The following is a 17550-nucleotide window of genomic DNA, read 5'->3' as shown; positions in this document are numbered from 1 at the left end:
TTACTCCATATTCCCTAACACCGCTTCAATATAAATGGATGGATTCGCTAACGTTTTCGCTGCATTTTCCACATACGGCGCCACACCTTCAGCCCCTATCCCGATACTCACAATACAAATAGCAAGCAACACAAATGATGTCATGGCCAGTTTCGGTAGTGGTTTTTGATGATCTTCACTAATCGTTGTTTCCCCAAAGAAGGAAGCTAAAAAAATACGCAATAATGAATAGAGTACGATAACACTAGAAGCAAAGCCGATTGCTAATAACACATAATTTTGCCCTTCAATGGCGCCTTGTCCAATAAGTACTTTGCCAATAAATCCGCTTAACGGTGGAATCCCCGTTAACGCACACATCACAACAAAGTAAATCCAACCAAATAGCGGGTAGTTACGAATGAGACCGCTCATATTTTTTACAATAATTTCACCAGTTAAATAAATCATTGTCCCAATAATTAAAAACAGTAACGCTTTCGCTAACATATCGTGAATTAAATAATAAATCGCACCGGCAAATCCGGTTTCCGTACCTGATGCAAGCCCAATCAAAATAAATCCTACACCGATAATGACATTATACGTGGCAATCGTTCGCACATCTTTTCCTGCCAATGCCCCCATACAACCGGCTACGATTGTCACACCTGCCATTATCCCGATGAGTACATGCGTCACGTCTTGATTTAACGGAAACATAAGCGTAAACGTACGGAATAATGCATAGATCCCTACTTTTGTTAAAAGGGCGGCAAACAACGCTTGCACAACCGTTGGCGGTACACTATAGGAGCCAGGTAACCAAAAGAATAGAAGTAATCCCGCTTTTAGTGCAAAAACGATTAAAAATACAATGGCTACTGTCGTTAAAATCGGATCTTGCCCTACTTCCGCTACTCGCTGTGCAATATGCGCCATATTGAGTGTTTTTAAGGTGCCATATAAAAATGCGAGTGCTACTAAAAACAGCCAAGAAGCGACGACATTAATCAGCACATATTTTAACGATTCACGTAGCTGAAACTTCTCTCCACCAAGTGCTACTAATACGTAAGAAGCAAGTAGCATTACTTCAAAGCACACAAATAAATTGAATATATCCCCAGTTAAAAATGAACCGTTTACCCCCGCAATGAGAAACAGCACAAAGGGATAGAAAAACATCCGCTCATGGCGCTCACCAATTGTAGCAAATGCATAAATTAAACAAACCGCTGTGACAATGCTTGCGGTTAGTACAAGCAACAATGCAAATGAATCCGCTACAAATAAAATCCCATACGGTGGTAGCCATCCACTAAAATCAAGCTTCATAATGCCTCGTGTTTGTACTAAATGCAACATCAGCACCGATATACTACTCACAAACACCATGGTCGTTATACTAATAATCCGTTGTAGCCTTATATCATCACGTAAAAACACAAGTATAATAGCGGTTATAATAGGTACAATCATCGGTAAGACAATTATATTATTCATCAGAAGATCCCCCTAACTTCCGGAAATCGTCTGTTCCATTTGTGTTATACATACGGTACGCCAACACTAGTACAAAGGCTGTTACAGCAAAGCTAATGACAATAGCTGTTAAAATAAGCGCCTGCGGTAAAGCATCTGTGTAAGGACCATCTGACTGGCTCAGTAGTGGTACATCCCCTCTTTTTAATCCGCCTACTGTCAAAATGAGCAGATGCACCGCATGAGACAATATGGCCGTTCCTAAAATGACACGAATAATTGTGCGAGAGAGGACTAAATAAGTGGCTACAGCAACTAAAATACCAATTAGTATCATCATTAAAGATTCCATGCTATTCATCCTCACTTATACTTAAAATAATCGTCACTAATGTCCCAATAACGGTTAATGCAACACCTGCTTCAAAAAGCATGACGGTGGATACATGCGTTTTTCCAAGGAGCGGTAGATCGAAGTACTGATCTGTTTGTGTTAAAAAAGGCGCATCAAAAAAGAGGGACCCGACCGCTGTACCTGTTGCTAATAAAACGCCGAGTGCAGCGACCTTTTTAAAATCAAATGGCATGCCTTTATGTACGGTTTCAATATCAAATGTGATATATAAAAGTACAATACCAGAGCCTAATACAAGCCCACCTATAAAGCCCCCTCCTGGCGCATTATGTCCAGCAAAGAACAGGTAAACACCGAGCGTTAAAACAATAAATACAACGCCTTTTACAACCGTTCGCAAAATGACATCATTAATTTTCAACGTCTGTATCCCCTTTCTTTGCCTTTAATTTAATAATCGTGTAAATACCCAGACCTGCAATAAATAACACGACAACCTCCAGCATCGTATCGAATGCACGGAAGTCCCCTAAAATCGTATTAACGATGTTTTTTCCACCTGCTAATTCATAGGCATTTTCAAAGTATGTTGAAATGGCTGAAAACTTTTCATAATTCATCACCGCAAGACCGATGAATGTTACCGTTGCCCCAACGCAAATGGACACAATGGCTTTTGAAAATACGACTTTTCGTGGTGCTTTTTCCGGTCGTAAATCGGGTAAAAACTTAAAACTAATGAGGAATAGGGCGGTCGTTACAGATTCTACGACTAATTGTGTTAATGCTAAGTCGGGTGCTCGGAAGATGACGAAGAAAAATGCCACAGCGTACCCTAGTACCCCGTTTAGTAAAACGGTTGTAATGCGCCCTTTTGCAAATAAAATCATCACTGCCGCAAATATCATGACAAATACTAAAATCAATTCGTAGTAGTCAATTGGTGAATCTTGTGCCGGGTCCCAACTAAATGCATCTGATAATAAGAAATAGCCGGCAACAACCGCAACAAAGAAAATATAAATATACATAAAGTAATACGTTAAATGGCCATTCATATAACGACGGGTCATGTTCCCTGAAACATTTTCACTCGTCTCAATCACACGTTCATACATGGCATTAAACGTATAATTTTCAGGAAACATACGATACAGCGAACGCCATTTTTTTAGTGTACGGTACAGTATGATTCCGACAATGACGACACCAACCGTCATGAATAGTTCCAGCTTCATGCCATGCCAAGCATGAATATGCGGTGTTAACTCTTCAGCAGATGGAAACGTTGGATAAATACTGGCCATCGCTGGTTGTAAAATATAGTGGCCCAGTAGATTAGGAAATAGGAAGATACCAATAACAAAGCCAACTAATATAAATGGCGAAATGAGCATGCCAACTGGTGCTTCATGAGGCGGCTTTTCCAAACGCTCTGGCCGTACTTTCCCCAAAAATGTACGCATAACGATTATCGTACAATAGACAAATGTAAACACACTGGCAATCCATGCAACAATCGGGAATACTAGCCCGAAAGTTTCTAGGGAGAAAATATCTGCCTGTGCAATATTTAATGTCGCAACGAAAAACATTTCCTTGCTTAAAAAGCCATTGAACGGCGGAAGACCGGCCATTGAAAAACTCCCAATAACGGCAATGGTAAATGTAAATGGCATCAATGCCATCAATCCGCCTAAACGGCGAATATCACGCGTTCCGACTTCATGGTCTACAATACCGACCATCATAAATAGCGCACCTTTAAATGTTGAATGATTCACTAAGTGGAATAACGCTGCAAAGACTGCTTGCGTATAAATAACAGACTCTGTAGAATAACCGAGGTTTAATGCCGCGGAGCCAAGACCAAATAAACACATAATAAGTCCGAGTTGACTAACCGTTGAAAATGCAAGTACCGCCTTTAAATCAAACTGTTTGACCGCATTAAAGGAGCCCCAGAAAAGCGTCATTAGGCCGGCTAAACTGACGGTCCAGAACCATACTTCGTGTCCCCCAAAAAGAGGCGTTGTGCGAGCCACGATATAAATACCCGCTTTGACCATCGTAGCGGAGTGAAGATAGGCTGAGACGGGAGTAGGCGCTTCCATCGCATCTGGTAGCCAAATATGAAATGGGAATTGTGCGGACTTTGTAAAAGCACCTAGTAAGACGAGCAACATCGCAGGGATAAATAACGTATGTGCCTTTAATAGTTCAACATTTGCAATTATTTCCCGAACACTAAACGTACCTGCCATCGCATACAGCATTAAAAAACCAACAAGCATCGCAACGCCACCGATCACCGTGATCGTCATCGCCTTACGTGCACCTGCACGAGAAGCTTTACGATGGTGCCAAAATGCAATTAACAAAAATGAAGATACACTTGTTAACTCCCAAAATGCATAAAGTACGATTAAATTATCCGATAAAACAACGCCTAACATCGCCCCCATAAAGAGCAACAAATAGCAATAAAAATGATGTAAAGATTCTTTTTTGGATAGATAAAAAATGGAATATAAAATGACTAAACTCCCGACACCTGTAATAAGCAAGCCAAATATCATGCTTAAACCATCTAAGTATGTCGCAAAGTTTATATGAAACGAGGGGATCCACTCCATTGTATAGGTGTAGACATCACCTTTCGCAATGTGAGGAATATATGTAACTAATAACCCAAATAAAAACACTGGTACCGCTAGCACGAACCAGCCAATATGCAGTTTTGTAAATCGCCTATAAACAAGCGGGATACAAGCTGCAACAAGAAATGGAAGCATAATGGCCAAAATAATTGTCACAAACTAAAACCTCCTAAAACAGCTAAAAATATGAATTTTTAAAGAAAAAAATGTAAACACCAAACAAGCTTGACTAACGATATAACTCACTTCATAATAAGGTGTCATATAGATGAAGAAAAACCATTTGGTTATTTATCAAAGATCACAAAAACATTACATACTGTTAATAAGCCGTACAAAATATAGTATACAATACAAATATGCTCGTTGCACTGCAATTGTCCTAATTAAAACGTAAATTTGCTATTTTTATCACATTCTTGTTCATATGAACAGACATATAGATTTTATTATTTTAAAAGAGGTGCAGACTAAGATGAAGCATTTGAAAAGTCGAATGGATGAAAGTATTTTAGTTTGTGTGTACTACGGGTTAAACGGGGAACGTCTTATTCGTAGAGGTCATAAACTAGCAACATTGCTTGATTGCCCATTATATGTATTAACGGTAGACCCAAAACCACTTGATGCATTCGATGCTGAAAAATCTGGCTACATTGAACAATGGAAACAACTTGCCGAAGAGCTTCAAGTTGAAAAGTTTATTCTATTAGATAATGAAAAACGCCCGATCCAAAAAGTTATTAATGAAGTAGCACGCAACTATGACGTTACACAAATTATTGTTGGGCAAAGCGCCCAAAGTCGTTGGGAAGAAATTACAAAAGGTTCATTCTTAAATGTCTTATTAAAAGAGGTGCCATTTGTTGATTTTCACATCGTTGCGATTAAACGTCCAACAGAAGACGATTCCTATGATATTTATGAAAAAGGCGTTCGCGCTTATTTAATAGAATCGGAAGAGGACTTTAAAATTGCATTTACATGCCCAAAATTCGCGGCCATTGAAGGTATTTTCTTTAAAGAAATTGGCACAGATTTTGATAATGGTATTTTCAAATTTACTTATGCCAATAAGATGCATGAATTAACCATTACAGAAGGCATTGTCGTCAATCCGCAAAAAATCCCGGTTGATGCTAAACCATCCTCTAACTCTAAAATGTAGCTGTTTCCTTATGGAGACAGCTTTTTTAATGAGTTGCTTCCCTATCCACCCCCAAATAATAAACTGAGCCTTAAGTACATACTTAAGCCTCAGTCCATCATGACGATTGTAAATTATCCTCTCGCTACGCTATCTTTCGGTAGAGCAAATGCCACTATCATAAGAATAGGCAACAATGAAATTACCATCATCGTTGTTTCTATGCCAATTGTATCCATTAGTGTACCGATAGCAACCGAACCAATGGCCCCCATGCCAAATGCAAGTCCTAACGTTAAGCCTGCCATTGTGCCAATTTTAGATGGCACCAGCTCCTGCGCATAAACCACCATCACAGAAAAGCTAATCATGAGTAGCGAACCGATAACAATCAATAACACGACAACTAGCCATAACGGAACATATGGTAAAGCTACGCATAGCGGGATTGGTGCCACAACGGACAGTAAAATGACATTTTTACGCCCGATTCGGTCTGATAAAGAGCCACCGAAAAATGTACCGACTACCCCAAAAGCCATAAATAAGAAAATGAATAATTGTCCTGTTTCAATCGGCAAATGATAATACTCCATCAAATAAAACACATAAAAGTTTGTAATATTCGTTGTATAAAATGAACGGGCAAAAATGATGACTAACAGCAAGCTCAGTGCCATCCCTACTTGCTTTTTCGTTAATGCGGGAAGTGAAGAAACAAGTGTCTTTTTCACGTTCGAAAGCTTTTCTTCTTCTAATTGCTCGCGGTACCATACGGCAATTTTTGTTAGCATAAAAATACCGATCGCCGTGAAAACTAGTACAATCGATGCCCCGTACATACCAAATGGCAAAATTAAAAATGCACTAATTAAGGGAGCGAGCGCCTGTCCAGAATTACCTCCAACTTGATAAATGGACTGAGCGAGCCCGCGTTTATTCCCTGCTGACATAAAGGATACGCGGGAGCCTTCTGGATGAAATACAGCTGAACCGAGTCCTAAAAATAATACCGCTATTAAAATCATCCAGTAGTTAGGTGCGAAAATGAGCATCGCAATACCGATGAACGAACTCACCATTCCAAGCGGTAACGCAAAGGGCATCGGTTTCTTATCTGTTACTGCCCCCACAACAGGCTGCAATACAGAGGCAAACATATTTAATACAAATGAAATGAACCCAAGTTGAGTATACGTTAATCCCATATCACGTTCTAATAACGGAAACATCGCTGGAATCACCGATTGCATCGTATCATTAATTAAGTGACAAACACCGATGGCAATCATCATCGGGTACACAGGATTATTAGTTTTAGTCATAGATATAGCTGTCGTCATTTCGCTTCACACTTTCTGTACATAAGATATCCGTATAGTTTTTCCTTTTCTCGCTCATGCTACTCTTGAAGGAGGGAGTATTATGGAAATAAACGTTGTTGAAATGCTTTTACGAACAACCGGCGCATTTTTTGCGATATTATTTTTAGCACGTATTATTGGAAAGAAGCAGCTGAGTCAGCTAACTTTTTTCCATTATATAACAGGTATTACATTTGGCTCAATCGCAAGTGAAATTGCCGCACAAGCTGAGACACCTTTTTGGGACGGTTTTATTGCCCTTATTTGGTGGGGGGTATTAACCCTACTGATTAGTTACTTATCCCTTAAATCTGTTAAATTACGTACACTTTTTGATGATAAACCGACCATTATTATTCAAAATGGTACCATTCTTCCTAAAAATCTCAAAAAAGCCCGGCTTAGCCTTGATGAGCTATTAATGCTACTACGCGAACAAAGCGTGTTTTCAGCAGCCGAAGTTGATTATGCTGTGTTTGAGACAAATGGCGAACTGAGCATTATGAAAAAAGTGGCCGTGTCCAATGCCACAAAACAAGATGTTAAAGCCAATACAGCCCCCGCACAATATGTCCCAATGGAAGTCATTTGCGACGGAAAAATTATCTCTAAAAATTTAATTGAACTAAATTTAACTGAAGATTGGCTTATGAAAAAATTAAAAAAGAAAAATATTACGAGTGCAGAAGATGTTTTTTTAGCCCAAGTATTAGAAGACGGTTCACTTTATGTTAGTAAAAAACAAAACGCACCTCTTAATCTACCTTCATAATATCGAGAGGTGTCACAATCCCAATTAGTTTTTGATGTGGCTTCCCGTGTTCTGTGATAAGCAGTGCTTCAAAACGGCGACCACGCTCTACGCCTTGCTTAAAAATTTCTTCTGCTTCATAAATCGTTATGTATCTACTTATAAATTTATAGTTTACTTGATTTTTCTCATGGTGCAAAATGTCTTGCAGTACCGGTGTTTTTTTCGGTAGACACTCGCCTACCATTGAAGTAGCTAACCAATTTGTGATACCCACTGTTGTAATAAGACCTTGAAAAACCGTTCCTTCATATACAGGAAATTGTGTATACCTACGTTTACGAATCATCTTTAAAGTATGTTGCAAAGAATCCGTCGTTTGAAAAGACATGACACGCTTTCTAAACATTTGACCGACAAGCTTTGGACGGGCAAGGACTTCATCAATATGTTCAATTCTTTCTACCACTTGATTATGCGGCTCTGCAATCACGTATTCTGGTGACGTACGATGATGAACAATAGCATTTCGCAAATCCGCATAGGATCGTAAATCATCTTCGTATTTTCGAATAAGTGGACTTTTCTTTTTCGCCTGATCGACTAACCGATAAAACGGCATAAAATCTTTTGCCCCGATAATATCGCGCATTGTATGATCAATCCGATTGAACGCCGTTAAAAAGCGATCCGAATTTTTGACCGTCATTGCTACTCCCCCCTTCTCTAAAATCATAAATAATATGTATGTAACATGATTATATTCCTAATTTTCCAATATTTAAATACGAAAAAGGTGCTTATATTCCTTAAGCACCTCAAAGTCATTTATTATATTTTTGTTGTAGCAGCATTCTTTTTCGTAAATACTATTCCGATAATCATCGCAATCACCATTAATATACATGTGAAAATGAGTGTGATTGTATAATGTTCACTTGTACCACCACTAATAAACTGCACACCATATGTGGCAAGTTTCCACGGCGTCACGCTCCAAAAACTCCCGATAAGAGAATCCATTATTAACCCAACCGGTAATAATACAATCGCCATTGTAATCGCAATCGCTGTTTTAAACATGGCACTTAATGCAATCGTAACAGCCGCTACGAATAAAACCCATACACAGTATGTGAGTACCATTTTGATAAATGCACCTATTTCCACTGGACCATACAAAATCGCTGTATAGTACATGCTCCCTGTATAACCGGCAATCGCACTCATAATGCCGAGTAGGCTAGCAACTGCCCACTTGCTCATAAAAAATGTCGCAAAAGATATCGGTCTTACATAGATTAGTGTCGCTGTACCATTTTGTCGCTCCCGGCTAATGGTACCAGCAAATGTTACGACAAGCACAATTAATCCGATAGACTGAAACTGTCCCGTCGAAGCATATAAAAGATCAATCGGTAAATAATTGGGCAATGTAATAGAAAAGCCTTCTGGTAAATTACCAACTGCATTTAAAATATCTTCCATGAAATAATTCATTAGCGGATCACTTATACCTAGAAGAATAAATAATAATGGCATCCATAAAAATTTAAATCCGCGCCATGCTTCACGGCATTCTTTGCTAAATAATGTAACAAAATCGCTCATTGTCCCGCCACCTTCATAAAAATTTCCTCCAGTGTGACGGTTACACGTTTCACTTGTTTCACATGAAACGGTGATGCTACTAATTGTGCCATTAATTGCTGCATCGTAGGACGTTCTTCAATGATTTCAACATACACAACATTATTGGATACCGTTGCAGCAACCTCAGATTGGGAAGCGAATTGCAAGGCCTCAACTTCTGTTTCAAATTCAACTTTGTAACGTGGCACATCAAATTTCCCTCGTATATGTGCTAGTGAGCCTTGCTCAACAATGGTGCCTTTTCGTAGAAATAGAAGCTGGTCTGTCATTTCCTCCGCATCATTTAAAATATGCGTAGAATATAAAATCGTCGTTTGCTGTTGTAACTCTTTTAATAAATTCATCATCTCACGGCGACCGACTGGATCGAGCGCTGATACTGGTTCATCAAGTAATAATAACTTAGGCTTATGGACAATGGCCTGTGCTATTCCGAGTCGTTGTTTCATACCACCCGAAAATGTCGATGTTTTTTTACGTATTGCCTCTTCAAGTCCAACAAATGATAGTACCTTTTGTGCTTCTTTTTTTACCTCTCGTCCTGATACACCACTCAATTTGGCCACCATCTCTGTAAATTCAAGTGCTGTTAACCACGGAAAAAACTGCGGATACTGTGGAAGAAAACCAATTTCTTTTCGAATATCTTTTACTCCCACCATCTCCACCGTACCACTTGTCGGTGCCAGTAATCCTGTTAGCATAGATAAAATCGTTGTTTTCCCTGCCCCATTCGGACCGATTAATGCTGTAGATGTGTTTTGTTCAAGCATAAATGACACATTGGATACGGCGGTTTGTGTACCAAATGTTTTGGTTAAATCATGTACCGTAATCATGACGTTTTTCTCCCAAAGATAAAGTAAACGATTGGCCCGACCGTATTAATGAATAACACGACTAACACCCATACCCATTTCGGTCCATTTGTGGCATGAATACGTGCTAAGTCAATTAATGCCACGATAGCTAATATCACTTGGATTAAAATCAATGGTGCAATTAGTGCCCAATTAATATTCGCTAATTCCTCTAACATTCATTTTCCTCCTCTACTTTTAAATGATGTTTCAAGTTCGCTATTATCGCCTTATATTTTGGATCATTATATAAAGGCGCAAACACAGGTTGATGCGTTAAACTATTGACTAAATCCTTTTTAATGGAAAGATCATCGCGCGGTGCTTGCCCGCCTAGCTGTATGTGTTCTTCCATCCAGTCTGATAGTAAGTAAAAATAATCATCACCTTGCAGTTGAATTGGAAACTTTAATTGATAACAAACATGACAATACGCTTCAATCATTTCAAGCGCACGCTCTAAACGGTTTTGCATCACATAGCCCGCTGCTGCCTTTAAATAAAAAACAAGAGGGGAATTTACATTTAAATGTTTCACGTGAAAAATTTGGATAAAACTCTCGATGCGGCATACGGTTTCATCAAAATTCTCTACATGCTCCACTTCCAACATTAAATTTTCTGTTGCACATGAGATGATATGCATCACATGTTGATACATACTTACTTGCAACGTTTCTTTTGCTTTCGCTGTATCTCCAAGCATATTATGTGCCATGGCAATGAGTTGTTCCGTACCAAATTGAATGGGCACATCCTTCCCTAAAATCTGAAGCACTTCTTGTGCTTGCCCCTGAATGAGCATAGCAGATGCTTCAATCATCACAGCTTCATTGACTAACTGATAGTCTTCACTAAATTCCTTTACCCTTCCGCAAAGCTCCTGCACTCTTGTTAAAATATCGTTAGGCTGTGTTGCTTGTGTGTAATAATTTAAGTAAAGCTGGGCCATTTTTAAGACAAATGGAAAACAAGAATAATATTCTGTTAATAACTGCTCCATTTCTTCTTGCACTTTTTCAAATGACCGATTGCTAAATTGGTGAGCCAGTTCACGATACATCACCGTAATCCGTTCTTTTGTCAGCTGTGGCTCATACCCAAGTAATGTATCGATGGAGACATTGAAATATGTGGCTAGCTTTGGCAACAATGTAATATCAGGATAGCTCAGTCCCTTTTCCCATTTTGAAACTGCCGCTCTCGATACGCCTACATACTCAGCAATTTGTTCTTGCGTCACCCCAAGTTCCTTACGCCTTGTGGAAAATACAGTTGAAAATTGAAAGTGTTTCACATGACCAGCTCCTCTTACTAGTAATATATCCAAAAATGGTCGAAGAAAATAGCGATTGATTGTTTACTTTATTAACATTTGTCAACTGATAGTTTACTTTAATGCATTATGACTATATAAAAAGCAATGACGTGTGCTCTGACACGTTCATTGCTCCTGTAAGTTAAAATTTATTGTGTTGTATAGCCACCATCGAGGACAAGTGATTGCCCTGTCATTCCTCTCGCCTCGTCACTCGCTAAAAATTTAGCGACAGCAGCGACTTCTTCTACATCTAAAAGTCTTTTCTGAGGAATTAATGGATATAACACTTCCTCTAATACTTGTTCAGCTGTAATATTTCTTGTTTGTGCTAAGTCCTCAAATTGACCACGTACTAGCGGTGTATCTACATACCCCGGACAAATGGCGTTCGCCGTAATATTATAATCTGCTACTTCTAACGCTGTTACTTTCGTTAAGCCGATAACACCATGCTTAGCTGAATTATAAGCTGATTTCCCCGCAAATCCAATCAAACCATTAATCGAGGCAATATTGATAATTCTCCCGAAATTGTGCTTCTTCATATAAGGAAGCGCATGCTTAATCGTTAAAAATGGTCCCATCAACATAATTTTAATCATTTGTTCAAACTTCTCAGTAGGGAAATCCTCAATCAACGCTACATGTTGTAACCCTGCATTATTAATTAAAATATCAATTGCTCCAAATTGCTCAATTGTATAGGAAATTGCTTGTTTTACCTCTTCTTCTTTCGAAACATCGCATACGACCCCTTTTGCATTTGCAGAAAGCGTTTTGACAGCATGATCTAAATGCTGTTCATTTAAATCTGAAAGCATCACCTTTGCTCCAGCCTCTAAAAAAGATGTTGCCATTTGATAGCCAATGCCCCCCTGCAGCACCTGTGATGAATACAACCTTACCTTTCACTTGTTTCCCCTCCCTTTGTATACCTACTATAATTGCTTACATTTGTGATGTATGTTATTTAACATTTCTTGACTTCATGGACAAAATCCTTGCTCATTCCTAATTTCTTTTTAGTAGGTAGCTCGAAAACAAAGGAAATAATTTTACGCACTAAAAATTCATCAGTAAAAAACCCATGAAGTCTTGCTAACTAGAAGAGGGGGGAACTGAAGCATACTACTTCGGCAAAGTATTTCAAACAGAAGATATAAAAGAAGGCCTTGTTGCTTTTCCTGAAAAACGTAAACCTATTTTTAAAAATCAATAAGGAATCTGTATTTCCATTTAAAAGACAAACCCTAATCAAAATTGATACCATTTATCCCATATCAACGAACAAAGCCGCCCTTGATGGGCGGCTTTGTGTTGATTTATTTATATAATTTTTCTAATGCTTCACGCATATTAGGGCGAATGTTTACTTTTGGTCTTGCTTGTTTAGCGATCAACTCTGCTTCATCCAATGATTCCGCTACCCCTAGCTCCATTAATGTCGCAACAGCCATGACACCTGCTCGTCCACCCCCACTACCACAGTGGAAGTAAATTTTTTCTCCAGCTTCGTATGCTTTTACTACTTCCTCGACCCCTATTTTAATCGAGTCTGCAATGTGTTCACTTTCATCAGCAATCGGCTTATGAATATATGTGTACTCAACTGGTTCCACTCGTCCGTTTACGCGTACATCCATCACTTTATCGACCTGTTTTTCACGGACTACTTGCTCTGTATCATCCGCTCCTCCAAAATATACGCGTCCCGCAATTAGTTCATCGTACATATGACCCCACCTTATAATAAGTTTTTAATTTCATCATAACGTGGAAGTGCTGTTAATGCACCCGGTTTTGTTGCAGCCATTGCTCCAAGCTTGTTCCCAAAGGACACACAGTTATCGAGGGATTCCTTCGTTGTTGGTAAACCATTATAGTGAACATAGCGCATTATGCCTGCCATAAATGCATCCCCTGCTCCTGTTGTATCCACTGGCACAATTTTTTCAACGGACACATGCATTACTTCTCCGTTTAACACTGCGTACGTTCCATCTGCTCCAACCGTAATGAGAATAATAGGGATATTTAATGGTTTTAACAGCTCTAACCCTGCTTCAATCGAATTTACTTCCGTTAAGAAAAATAACTCTTCATCCGTTAGTTTCAAAATATGGGCGTCTTGAAAGAATGATACAACGGTTTCACGGCAATGTGATTCACTGCTCCAGCGAAGTGGACGAATATTAGCATCAATGGCAATAATGGCGTCATGAAGCTTAGCCATTTCTACTGCAGCACGTGTTGTGACAAGGGCTGTTGGATGGAACATTGTGCCCGAACAAAAGTTGAAAATAGACGCCCGTTTAAATGCTTCCTCATTTAAGTGTTGGGCCGTTACTTGTAAATCCGGTGCCTCATCTACATAATCCTTAAAAACACGTTCACCATCTTCTTTTAGATGGACATATACACCACTCACCCGTTTTTCCGGTACAAATACAGCGTAATCTAGATTTACTCCCTCATTTTTGATTTCCTGCCTTACAAATTGAGATGTTTCATCATCACCTGTAATCGTAATGAGTGCTGAAGGCGCACCAATACGACTAATACCAGCTGCGACATTAATCGTTGCGCCCCCTAAAAATTTTGCGAATGATGTGTTTGTCGTATCATTCGCTATATAATCAACAAAAGCGTCTCCGTAAACTAAAATAAAATCCTTACTTAACTGAGTCATCAGTTGTCTAACCTCCGAAGATAATGTTCTATTTAGGTTATCATAAAACCACAAGATTATTAAAGTTTTATACTATTCTAACATTGGGCGTATGTCAGCACGTTGTTCATAATTTTGCTATACTTTGTTCGAAAGGGAGCGATACATGATGAACACACATATAAATATCCGACAAGCAACACCTCATGATGCGCCACATATTGCACCGCTCATTTATGATGCAATTGGTGATATTGCAAGCCGACTCACGGGCGAGCATCATCTAAAAAATATAATGACGGGACTAGAAGAGCTTGTACGTGCTCAAGATAACCGTCACACATATCGCAATACGTTCGTTGCTTGTGCCAATGAACAAATTTTAGGCATCATTGTTTTATATGATGGACAAACAGGGAAAGAATTAGATGTACTTTTAATGGAGAAGCTGCAACAAAAATATGCCTCATCTCTTCAAATTGATTTAGAAGCACATGACGATGAATATTATATTGATACAGTTTGTGTAGCGCCACATGCACGTGGACTGGGGATCGGTACAAAAATGCTACATTTTGCTGAGGAGCAAGCTGTAAGATGCGGCTACAAAAAAGTTTCATTAAATGTAGACGAAGCAAAAATAAAAGCACGTCAATTATATGAACAACAAGGTTTCGTCGTGACAGAACCGTGGGAAATCATAGGCGAGAAATTCCATCACATGGTAAAAGGAGTATAGCAGCATGCCATTAAATATAATTTATCCCCTCATGATTGTCATTGCATCTAGTAGTTACGGCATATTATCTACTATAGTGAAATTAGGGATGCAAGATGGTTATACTTCCTCCGAAGTAGTTTCAAGTCAATATATTTTTGGTTTTTTACTAGCATTGCTTCTAGTATTGGCAACGCAACGTAAATTACCGCATATTCAACTAAAAGGCTGGGCAATACTAGTACTCGCTGGGATTTTCACCGCGACTACGGGTATGGTGTACGGGCAGTCGTTAAATTATTTACCTGCATCACTTGCCGTTGTCATGTTATTCCAATTCACGTGGATAGGGTTATTATTAGATTGTGCACTGAAAAAACGCCTTCCAACAAGAGCTGAAGTGATTTCACTTCTGTTTTTATTTGCAGGAACGATTTTAGCAGCGGGGGTTTTAGATGTCGACTTAACAGCAATTGCTTGGCAAGGTTGGGCGCTCGGTTTAACTTCTGCACTGACCTTCTCTATTTTTATTCAAATTAACTCGCGCCAAGTAACAGGGATGACCAACATCACACGAACATTTATCGTATCCGCTGTCGCCCTCATTGTGATTAGCATCTTTTTATCTCCAGAGATTCTGTGGAACGGACAGCTAACAAGCGGGCTGTGGAAATACGGACTAGCGCTCGGGCTATTCGGGATCATTTTGCCGATTTTACTATTCTCTATTGCGGTGCCGAAAGTTGGAGGTGGCTTAACATCCATTTTAAGCGCAATGGAATTACCTGTAGCGATTCTTGTTTCCGTCATTTTCCTCCATGAAGTCGTGACACCACTTCAACTGTTTGGTATTGTGCTTGTACTAGTCGGGATGATCCTGCCATCCTACCTATCGATGCGTAAACAGTCACTTAAAAATAATAGATGATAAACCTCGGCATAATGGATTTAAGGCGATTTTTTAATGAACATTAGGGAGGGCTTTACAATGGAGAAAAATGCAAAACTGTATATGCTTGCAGCGTTTGCAGTAGCCATTATCGGCTTTACACAAGTGTTACATTATTGGGAATCAGATATTTTAGTGTCAACGATTTACTTAGTCTTTAGCAGTGCATGCGCATTTATCGGGCTAGAACGATGGCGCGCCATGAAAAAAAATCAGCAACAAGCAGAGAAATAATTATAAAAAAATAAAGGTGTGGGCTTTGGTGCTTGTTTTTCCCGTAGGATCCTAACACTTACGCCCACATCCCCTTATCAATTAACTATAAAACCCAAAAAGCAATAGATACACTCGAATTATAGAGGGTACTAGAGAAGCTCTCTTCTATCTAATTAAAATCTCTTTTCAACACATGTACTCATAAAAATTCTTCTTATTTTTCCACTCTTCATACCATTTATCTATTTCTATACTTGGTTCCATTCCAAATTGCTCTTTAAGCATTTTCTTTAACATCCTATACTGTCCCTCAACCGCAATAGCATTATTCAATACCCCATATAGCTCCATTAGAGTAAAATAACTTTCTTCTTCAGCAGGACAAAATGATTGAACCCGTTCCTGTATATTCACAGCGGCATTATAGTTTTCATGTCTAATGTAAAATTTGCTTAGTTGTTGCGCATGGTGTAACCATAGACGTCTTAACCTCTCTCTTTCACTCTCAGCCCATATATAATCGCTACCACTCAGATAATCTCCTGTATAGGAGTAGAACGTACGTTCATGCTTGTCTATATTATCTAATTGTAGCGGAGGTAATGATTTTAATTTAGACACCCATTCTTCTACATCAATTATTACGTTTTCTAGCGATAATTTATAGCCCGAATCAAACAATGGACTCGAAATTTTGATACCGTCTACCCCATAATTTTTTAAAGTTTGACGTATTGTATAAATAGTCGTATAAAGCTGTTTGGATGCCTTATCTATATCCGATTCTGGCCAAAGAAGCTCTAAAAGAATATCTCGGCAAATCATTTTATCTCGATGATTGAGCATATAAACAAATAATTCTTTTGCTTTTGCCGTACGCCACTTCATCCATTGTATCTTGCCATCAGTAGAAGTCATTCTCAATCCACCTAAAAGCTGAATTGTTTTTGTTTGTACTATTGATTTGGGATTTTTACCAATGATTTGTTGGAGTCGATTTATTGTTTTAAGTAACCGCGTTTTTTGTACAGGTTTTAATAAATAATCAATCGCATGCAAATTAAAAGCATCAATCGCATATTGGTCAAAACCTGTAATAAAAACAATCTCTACATTCGGAAAAATCTCCGAAATTTTTTCACCTAATGCCAGTCCATCTATATCAGGCATGATAATATCTAAAAATACTACATCCGGTTGGAGCTTTCCGATTTGATTAATCACTTCTAGAGAATCCGTATATTCTCCAACTATTTCAATCCCATGAGTATTCATTTTTTCAAGTAAAGTTCTAAGTCTCATTAATTGCAAATATTCATCATCTACTAATATGATTCTCATGAAATCCCTCCTAGAAATACTCTTATTACTAATATTATCGTAAATCCTCCTGAAAAATCGATACTTTAGAAGGAGTATCGAAG

General features: G+C 38.7%; 18 protein-coding genes and 2 pseudogenes. 6 read left to right on the top strand and 14 right to left on the bottom strand.

Annotated elements, in window-relative coordinates:
• From ACQQ2I_RS00975 to ACQQ2I_RS00960, 4 genes are read right to left on the bottom strand one after another with little or no spacing between them, the layout of a single operon-like run.
• Nucleotides 1-1485, bottom strand: a complete 1485-nt coding sequence (locus tag ACQQ2I_RS00975) for a Na+/H+ antiporter subunit D (RefSeq protein ID WP_431028694.1) — start codon at nucleotides 1483-1485, stop codon at nucleotides 1-3.
• Nucleotides 1478-1816 (bottom strand): Na(+)/H(+) antiporter subunit C, encoded by a 339-nt coding sequence (locus ACQQ2I_RS00970; protein WP_391372792.1) that lies wholly within the window; start codon nucleotides 1814-1816, stop codon nucleotides 1478-1480. The genes ACQQ2I_RS00975 and ACQQ2I_RS00970 overlap by 8 nt, the downstream gene beginning before the upstream one ends.
• Nucleotide 1817: 1 nt before the next feature.
• Entirely contained in the window at nucleotides 1818-2240 is a 423-nt protein-coding gene (locus ACQQ2I_RS00965; RefSeq protein WP_431028693.1) for a Na(+)/H(+) antiporter subunit B, read from the bottom strand.
• Nucleotides 2230-4635, bottom strand: a complete 2406-nt coding sequence (locus tag ACQQ2I_RS00960; RefSeq protein WP_431028692.1) for a Na+/H+ antiporter subunit A — start codon at nucleotides 4633-4635, stop codon at nucleotides 2230-2232. The genes ACQQ2I_RS00965 and ACQQ2I_RS00960 overlap by 11 nt, the downstream gene beginning before the upstream one ends.
• Before the next feature lie 319 nt (nucleotides 4636-4954).
• On the opposite strand from ACQQ2I_RS00960, the gene ACQQ2I_RS00955 reads away from it, so the two are divergent.
• Nucleotides 4955-5647: a universal stress protein gene (locus tag ACQQ2I_RS00955; RefSeq protein WP_431028690.1), complete on the top strand. Its 693-nt coding sequence runs from the start codon at nucleotides 4955-4957 to the stop codon at nucleotides 5645-5647.
• A gap of 113 nt (nucleotides 5648-5760) precedes the next feature.
• Here ACQQ2I_RS00955 and ACQQ2I_RS00950 read toward each other — a convergent pair whose 3' ends face one another.
• Nucleotides 5761-6969: an MFS transporter gene (locus ACQQ2I_RS00950; protein ID WP_431028689.1), complete on the bottom strand. Its 1209-nt coding sequence runs from the start codon at nucleotides 6967-6969 to the stop codon at nucleotides 5761-5763.
• An 82-nt stretch (nucleotides 6970-7051) separates the two neighbouring features.
• Between ACQQ2I_RS00950 and ACQQ2I_RS00945 the strand changes: the two genes are divergently transcribed.
• Nucleotides 7052-7762, top strand: a complete 711-nt coding sequence (locus ACQQ2I_RS00945; protein WP_431028688.1) for a YetF domain-containing protein — start codon at nucleotides 7052-7054, stop codon at nucleotides 7760-7762.
• Here the strand turns inward: ACQQ2I_RS00945 and ACQQ2I_RS00940 are convergent.
• From ACQQ2I_RS00940 to ACQQ2I_RS00915, 6 genes and pseudogenes are all read right to left on the bottom strand, one after another.
• A complete protein-coding gene (locus ACQQ2I_RS00940) occupies nucleotides 7746-8450 on the bottom strand; it encodes a CBS domain-containing protein (RefSeq protein WP_431028687.1) in 705 nt (234 codons plus the stop codon). The two genes, ACQQ2I_RS00945 and ACQQ2I_RS00940, sit on opposite strands and share 17 nt — an antisense overlap.
• A 122-nt stretch (nucleotides 8451-8572) precedes the next feature.
• Nucleotides 8573-9352, bottom strand: coding sequence for an ABC transporter permease subunit (locus ACQQ2I_RS00935; protein ID WP_431028686.1), 780 nt, complete (start codon nucleotides 9350-9352; stop codon nucleotides 8573-8575).
• The gene (locus ACQQ2I_RS00930; RefSeq protein ID WP_431028684.1) at nucleotides 9349-10233 is read right to left on the bottom strand and encodes an ATP-binding cassette domain-containing protein; all 885 of its coding nucleotides are present in this window, start codon (nucleotides 10231-10233) and stop codon (nucleotides 9349-9351) included. Before ACQQ2I_RS00930 ends, ACQQ2I_RS00935 begins: the two co-directional genes overlap by 4 nt.
• On the bottom strand, nucleotides 10230-10433 hold the full coding sequence (locus ACQQ2I_RS00925) for a PLD nuclease N-terminal domain-containing protein (protein ID WP_431028683.1): 204 nt from the start codon (nucleotides 10431-10433) through the stop codon (nucleotides 10230-10232). The genes ACQQ2I_RS00930 and ACQQ2I_RS00925 overlap by 4 nt, the downstream gene beginning before the upstream one ends.
• Nucleotides 10427-11551, bottom strand: coding sequence for a helix-turn-helix domain-containing protein (locus tag ACQQ2I_RS00920; RefSeq protein ID WP_431028682.1), 1125 nt, complete (start codon nucleotides 11549-11551; stop codon nucleotides 10427-10429). Before ACQQ2I_RS00920 ends, ACQQ2I_RS00925 begins: the two co-directional genes overlap by 7 nt.
• 170 nt (nucleotides 11552-11721) lie before the next feature.
• A pseudogene (locus tag ACQQ2I_RS00915) lies at nucleotides 11722-12487 on the bottom strand (3-hydroxybutyrate dehydrogenase).
• A gap of 190 nt (nucleotides 12488-12677) precedes the next feature.
• Here ACQQ2I_RS00915 and ACQQ2I_RS00910 point away from each other — a divergent pair.
• Nucleotides 12678-12794 (top strand): annotated as a pseudogene (locus ACQQ2I_RS00910) (enoyl-CoA hydratase); the annotation flags it as partial.
• Between the two features lie 103 nt (nucleotides 12795-12897).
• On the opposite strand, the gene ACQQ2I_RS00905 reads toward ACQQ2I_RS00910, so the two are convergent.
• Together ACQQ2I_RS00905 and ACQQ2I_RS00900 are read right to left on the bottom strand one after the other, a co-directional pair.
• The gene (locus ACQQ2I_RS00905; RefSeq protein WP_431028681.1) at nucleotides 12898-13308 is read right to left on the bottom strand and encodes a protein-tyrosine phosphatase family protein; all 411 of its coding nucleotides are present in this window, start codon (nucleotides 13306-13308) and stop codon (nucleotides 12898-12900) included.
• An 11-nt stretch (nucleotides 13309-13319) separates the two neighbouring features.
• A complete protein-coding gene (locus ACQQ2I_RS00900; protein ID WP_431028680.1) occupies nucleotides 13320-14264 on the bottom strand; it encodes a carbohydrate kinase family protein in 945 nt (314 codons plus the stop codon).
• Nucleotides 14265-14409: 145 nt separating this feature from the next.
• Between ACQQ2I_RS00900 and ACQQ2I_RS00895 the strand changes: the two genes are divergently transcribed.
• The 3 genes from ACQQ2I_RS00895 to ACQQ2I_RS00885 are packed head-to-tail and all read left to right on the top strand — an operon-like array spanning nucleotide 14410 to nucleotide 16144.
• Nucleotides 14410-14982, top strand: a complete 573-nt coding sequence (locus tag ACQQ2I_RS00895; protein ID WP_431028679.1) for a GNAT family N-acetyltransferase — start codon at nucleotides 14410-14412, stop codon at nucleotides 14980-14982.
• Nucleotides 14983-14986: 4 nt separating this feature from the next.
• Entirely contained in the window at nucleotides 14987-15889 is a 903-nt protein-coding gene (locus ACQQ2I_RS00890; protein ID WP_431028678.1) for an EamA family transporter, read from the top strand.
• 60 nt (nucleotides 15890-15949) lie between these two features.
• Nucleotides 15950-16144: a hypothetical protein gene (locus tag ACQQ2I_RS00885; RefSeq protein ID WP_431028677.1), complete on the top strand. Its 195-nt coding sequence runs from the start codon at nucleotides 15950-15952 to the stop codon at nucleotides 16142-16144.
• Between the two features lie 168 nt (nucleotides 16145-16312).
• Here ACQQ2I_RS00885 and ACQQ2I_RS00880 read toward each other — a convergent pair whose 3' ends face one another.
• Nucleotides 16313-17467, bottom strand: a complete 1155-nt coding sequence (locus tag ACQQ2I_RS00880; protein ID WP_431028676.1) for a response regulator — start codon at nucleotides 17465-17467, stop codon at nucleotides 16313-16315.
• Nucleotides 17468-17550: the final 83 nt, after the last annotated feature.

This window comes from Lysinibacillus sp. LZ02 (assembly GCF_050613145.1).
In the GTDB taxonomy this organism is placed as follows: domain Bacteria; phylum Bacillota; class Bacilli; order Bacillales_A; family Planococcaceae; genus Lysinibacillus_B.
This window is presented reverse-complemented; position numbering and strand designations above follow the sequence as displayed.

Bases quoted from the DNA above. Each gene is read 5' to 3' on its own strand.
- ACQQ2I_RS00975 (WP_431028694.1), bottom strand. From the start codon at position 1,485: ATGAATAATATAATTGTCTTACCGATGATTGTACCTATTATAACCGCT.
- ACQQ2I_RS00970 (WP_391372792.1), bottom strand. From the start codon at position 1,816: ATGGAATCTTTAATGATGATACTAATTGGTATTTTAGTTGCTGTAGCC.
- ACQQ2I_RS00955 (WP_431028690.1), top strand. From the start codon at position 4,955: ATGAAGCATTTGAAAAGTCGAATGGATGAAAGTATTTTAGTTTGTGTG.
- ACQQ2I_RS00950 (WP_431028689.1), bottom strand. From the start codon at position 6,969: ATGACGACAGCTATATCTATGACTAAAACTAATAATCCTGTGTACCCG.
- ACQQ2I_RS00945 (WP_431028688.1), top strand. From the start codon at position 7,052: ATGGAAATAAACGTTGTTGAAATGCTTTTACGAACAACCGGCGCATTT.
- ACQQ2I_RS00940 (WP_431028687.1), bottom strand. From the start codon at position 8,450: ATGACGGTCAAAAATTCGGATCGCTTTTTAACGGCGTTCAATCGGATT.
- ACQQ2I_RS00935 (WP_431028686.1), bottom strand. From the start codon at position 9,352: ATGAGCGATTTTGTTACATTATTTAGCAAAGAATGCCGTGAAGCATGG.
- ACQQ2I_RS00930 (WP_431028684.1), bottom strand. From the start codon at position 10,233: ATGATTACGGTACATGATTTAACCAAAACATTTGGTACACAAACCGCC.
- ACQQ2I_RS00925 (WP_431028683.1), bottom strand. From the start codon at position 10,433: ATGTTAGAGGAATTAGCGAATATTAATTGGGCACTAATTGCACCATTG.
- ACQQ2I_RS00905 (WP_431028681.1), bottom strand. From the start codon at position 13,308: ATGTACGATGAACTAATTGCGGGACGCGTATATTTTGGAGGAGCGGAT.
- ACQQ2I_RS00900 (WP_431028680.1), bottom strand. From the start codon at position 14,264: ATGACTCAGTTAAGTAAGGATTTTATTTTAGTTTACGGAGACGCTTTT.
- ACQQ2I_RS00895 (WP_431028679.1), top strand. From the start codon at position 14,410: ATGATGAACACACATATAAATATCCGACAAGCAACACCTCATGATGCG.
- ACQQ2I_RS00890 (WP_431028678.1), top strand. From the start codon at position 14,987: ATGCCATTAAATATAATTTATCCCCTCATGATTGTCATTGCATCTAGT.
- ACQQ2I_RS00885 (WP_431028677.1), top strand. From the start codon at position 15,950: ATGGAGAAAAATGCAAAACTGTATATGCTTGCAGCGTTTGCAGTAGCC.
- ACQQ2I_RS00880 (WP_431028676.1), bottom strand. From the start codon at position 17,467: ATGAGAATCATATTAGTAGATGATGAATATTTGCAATTAATGAGACTT.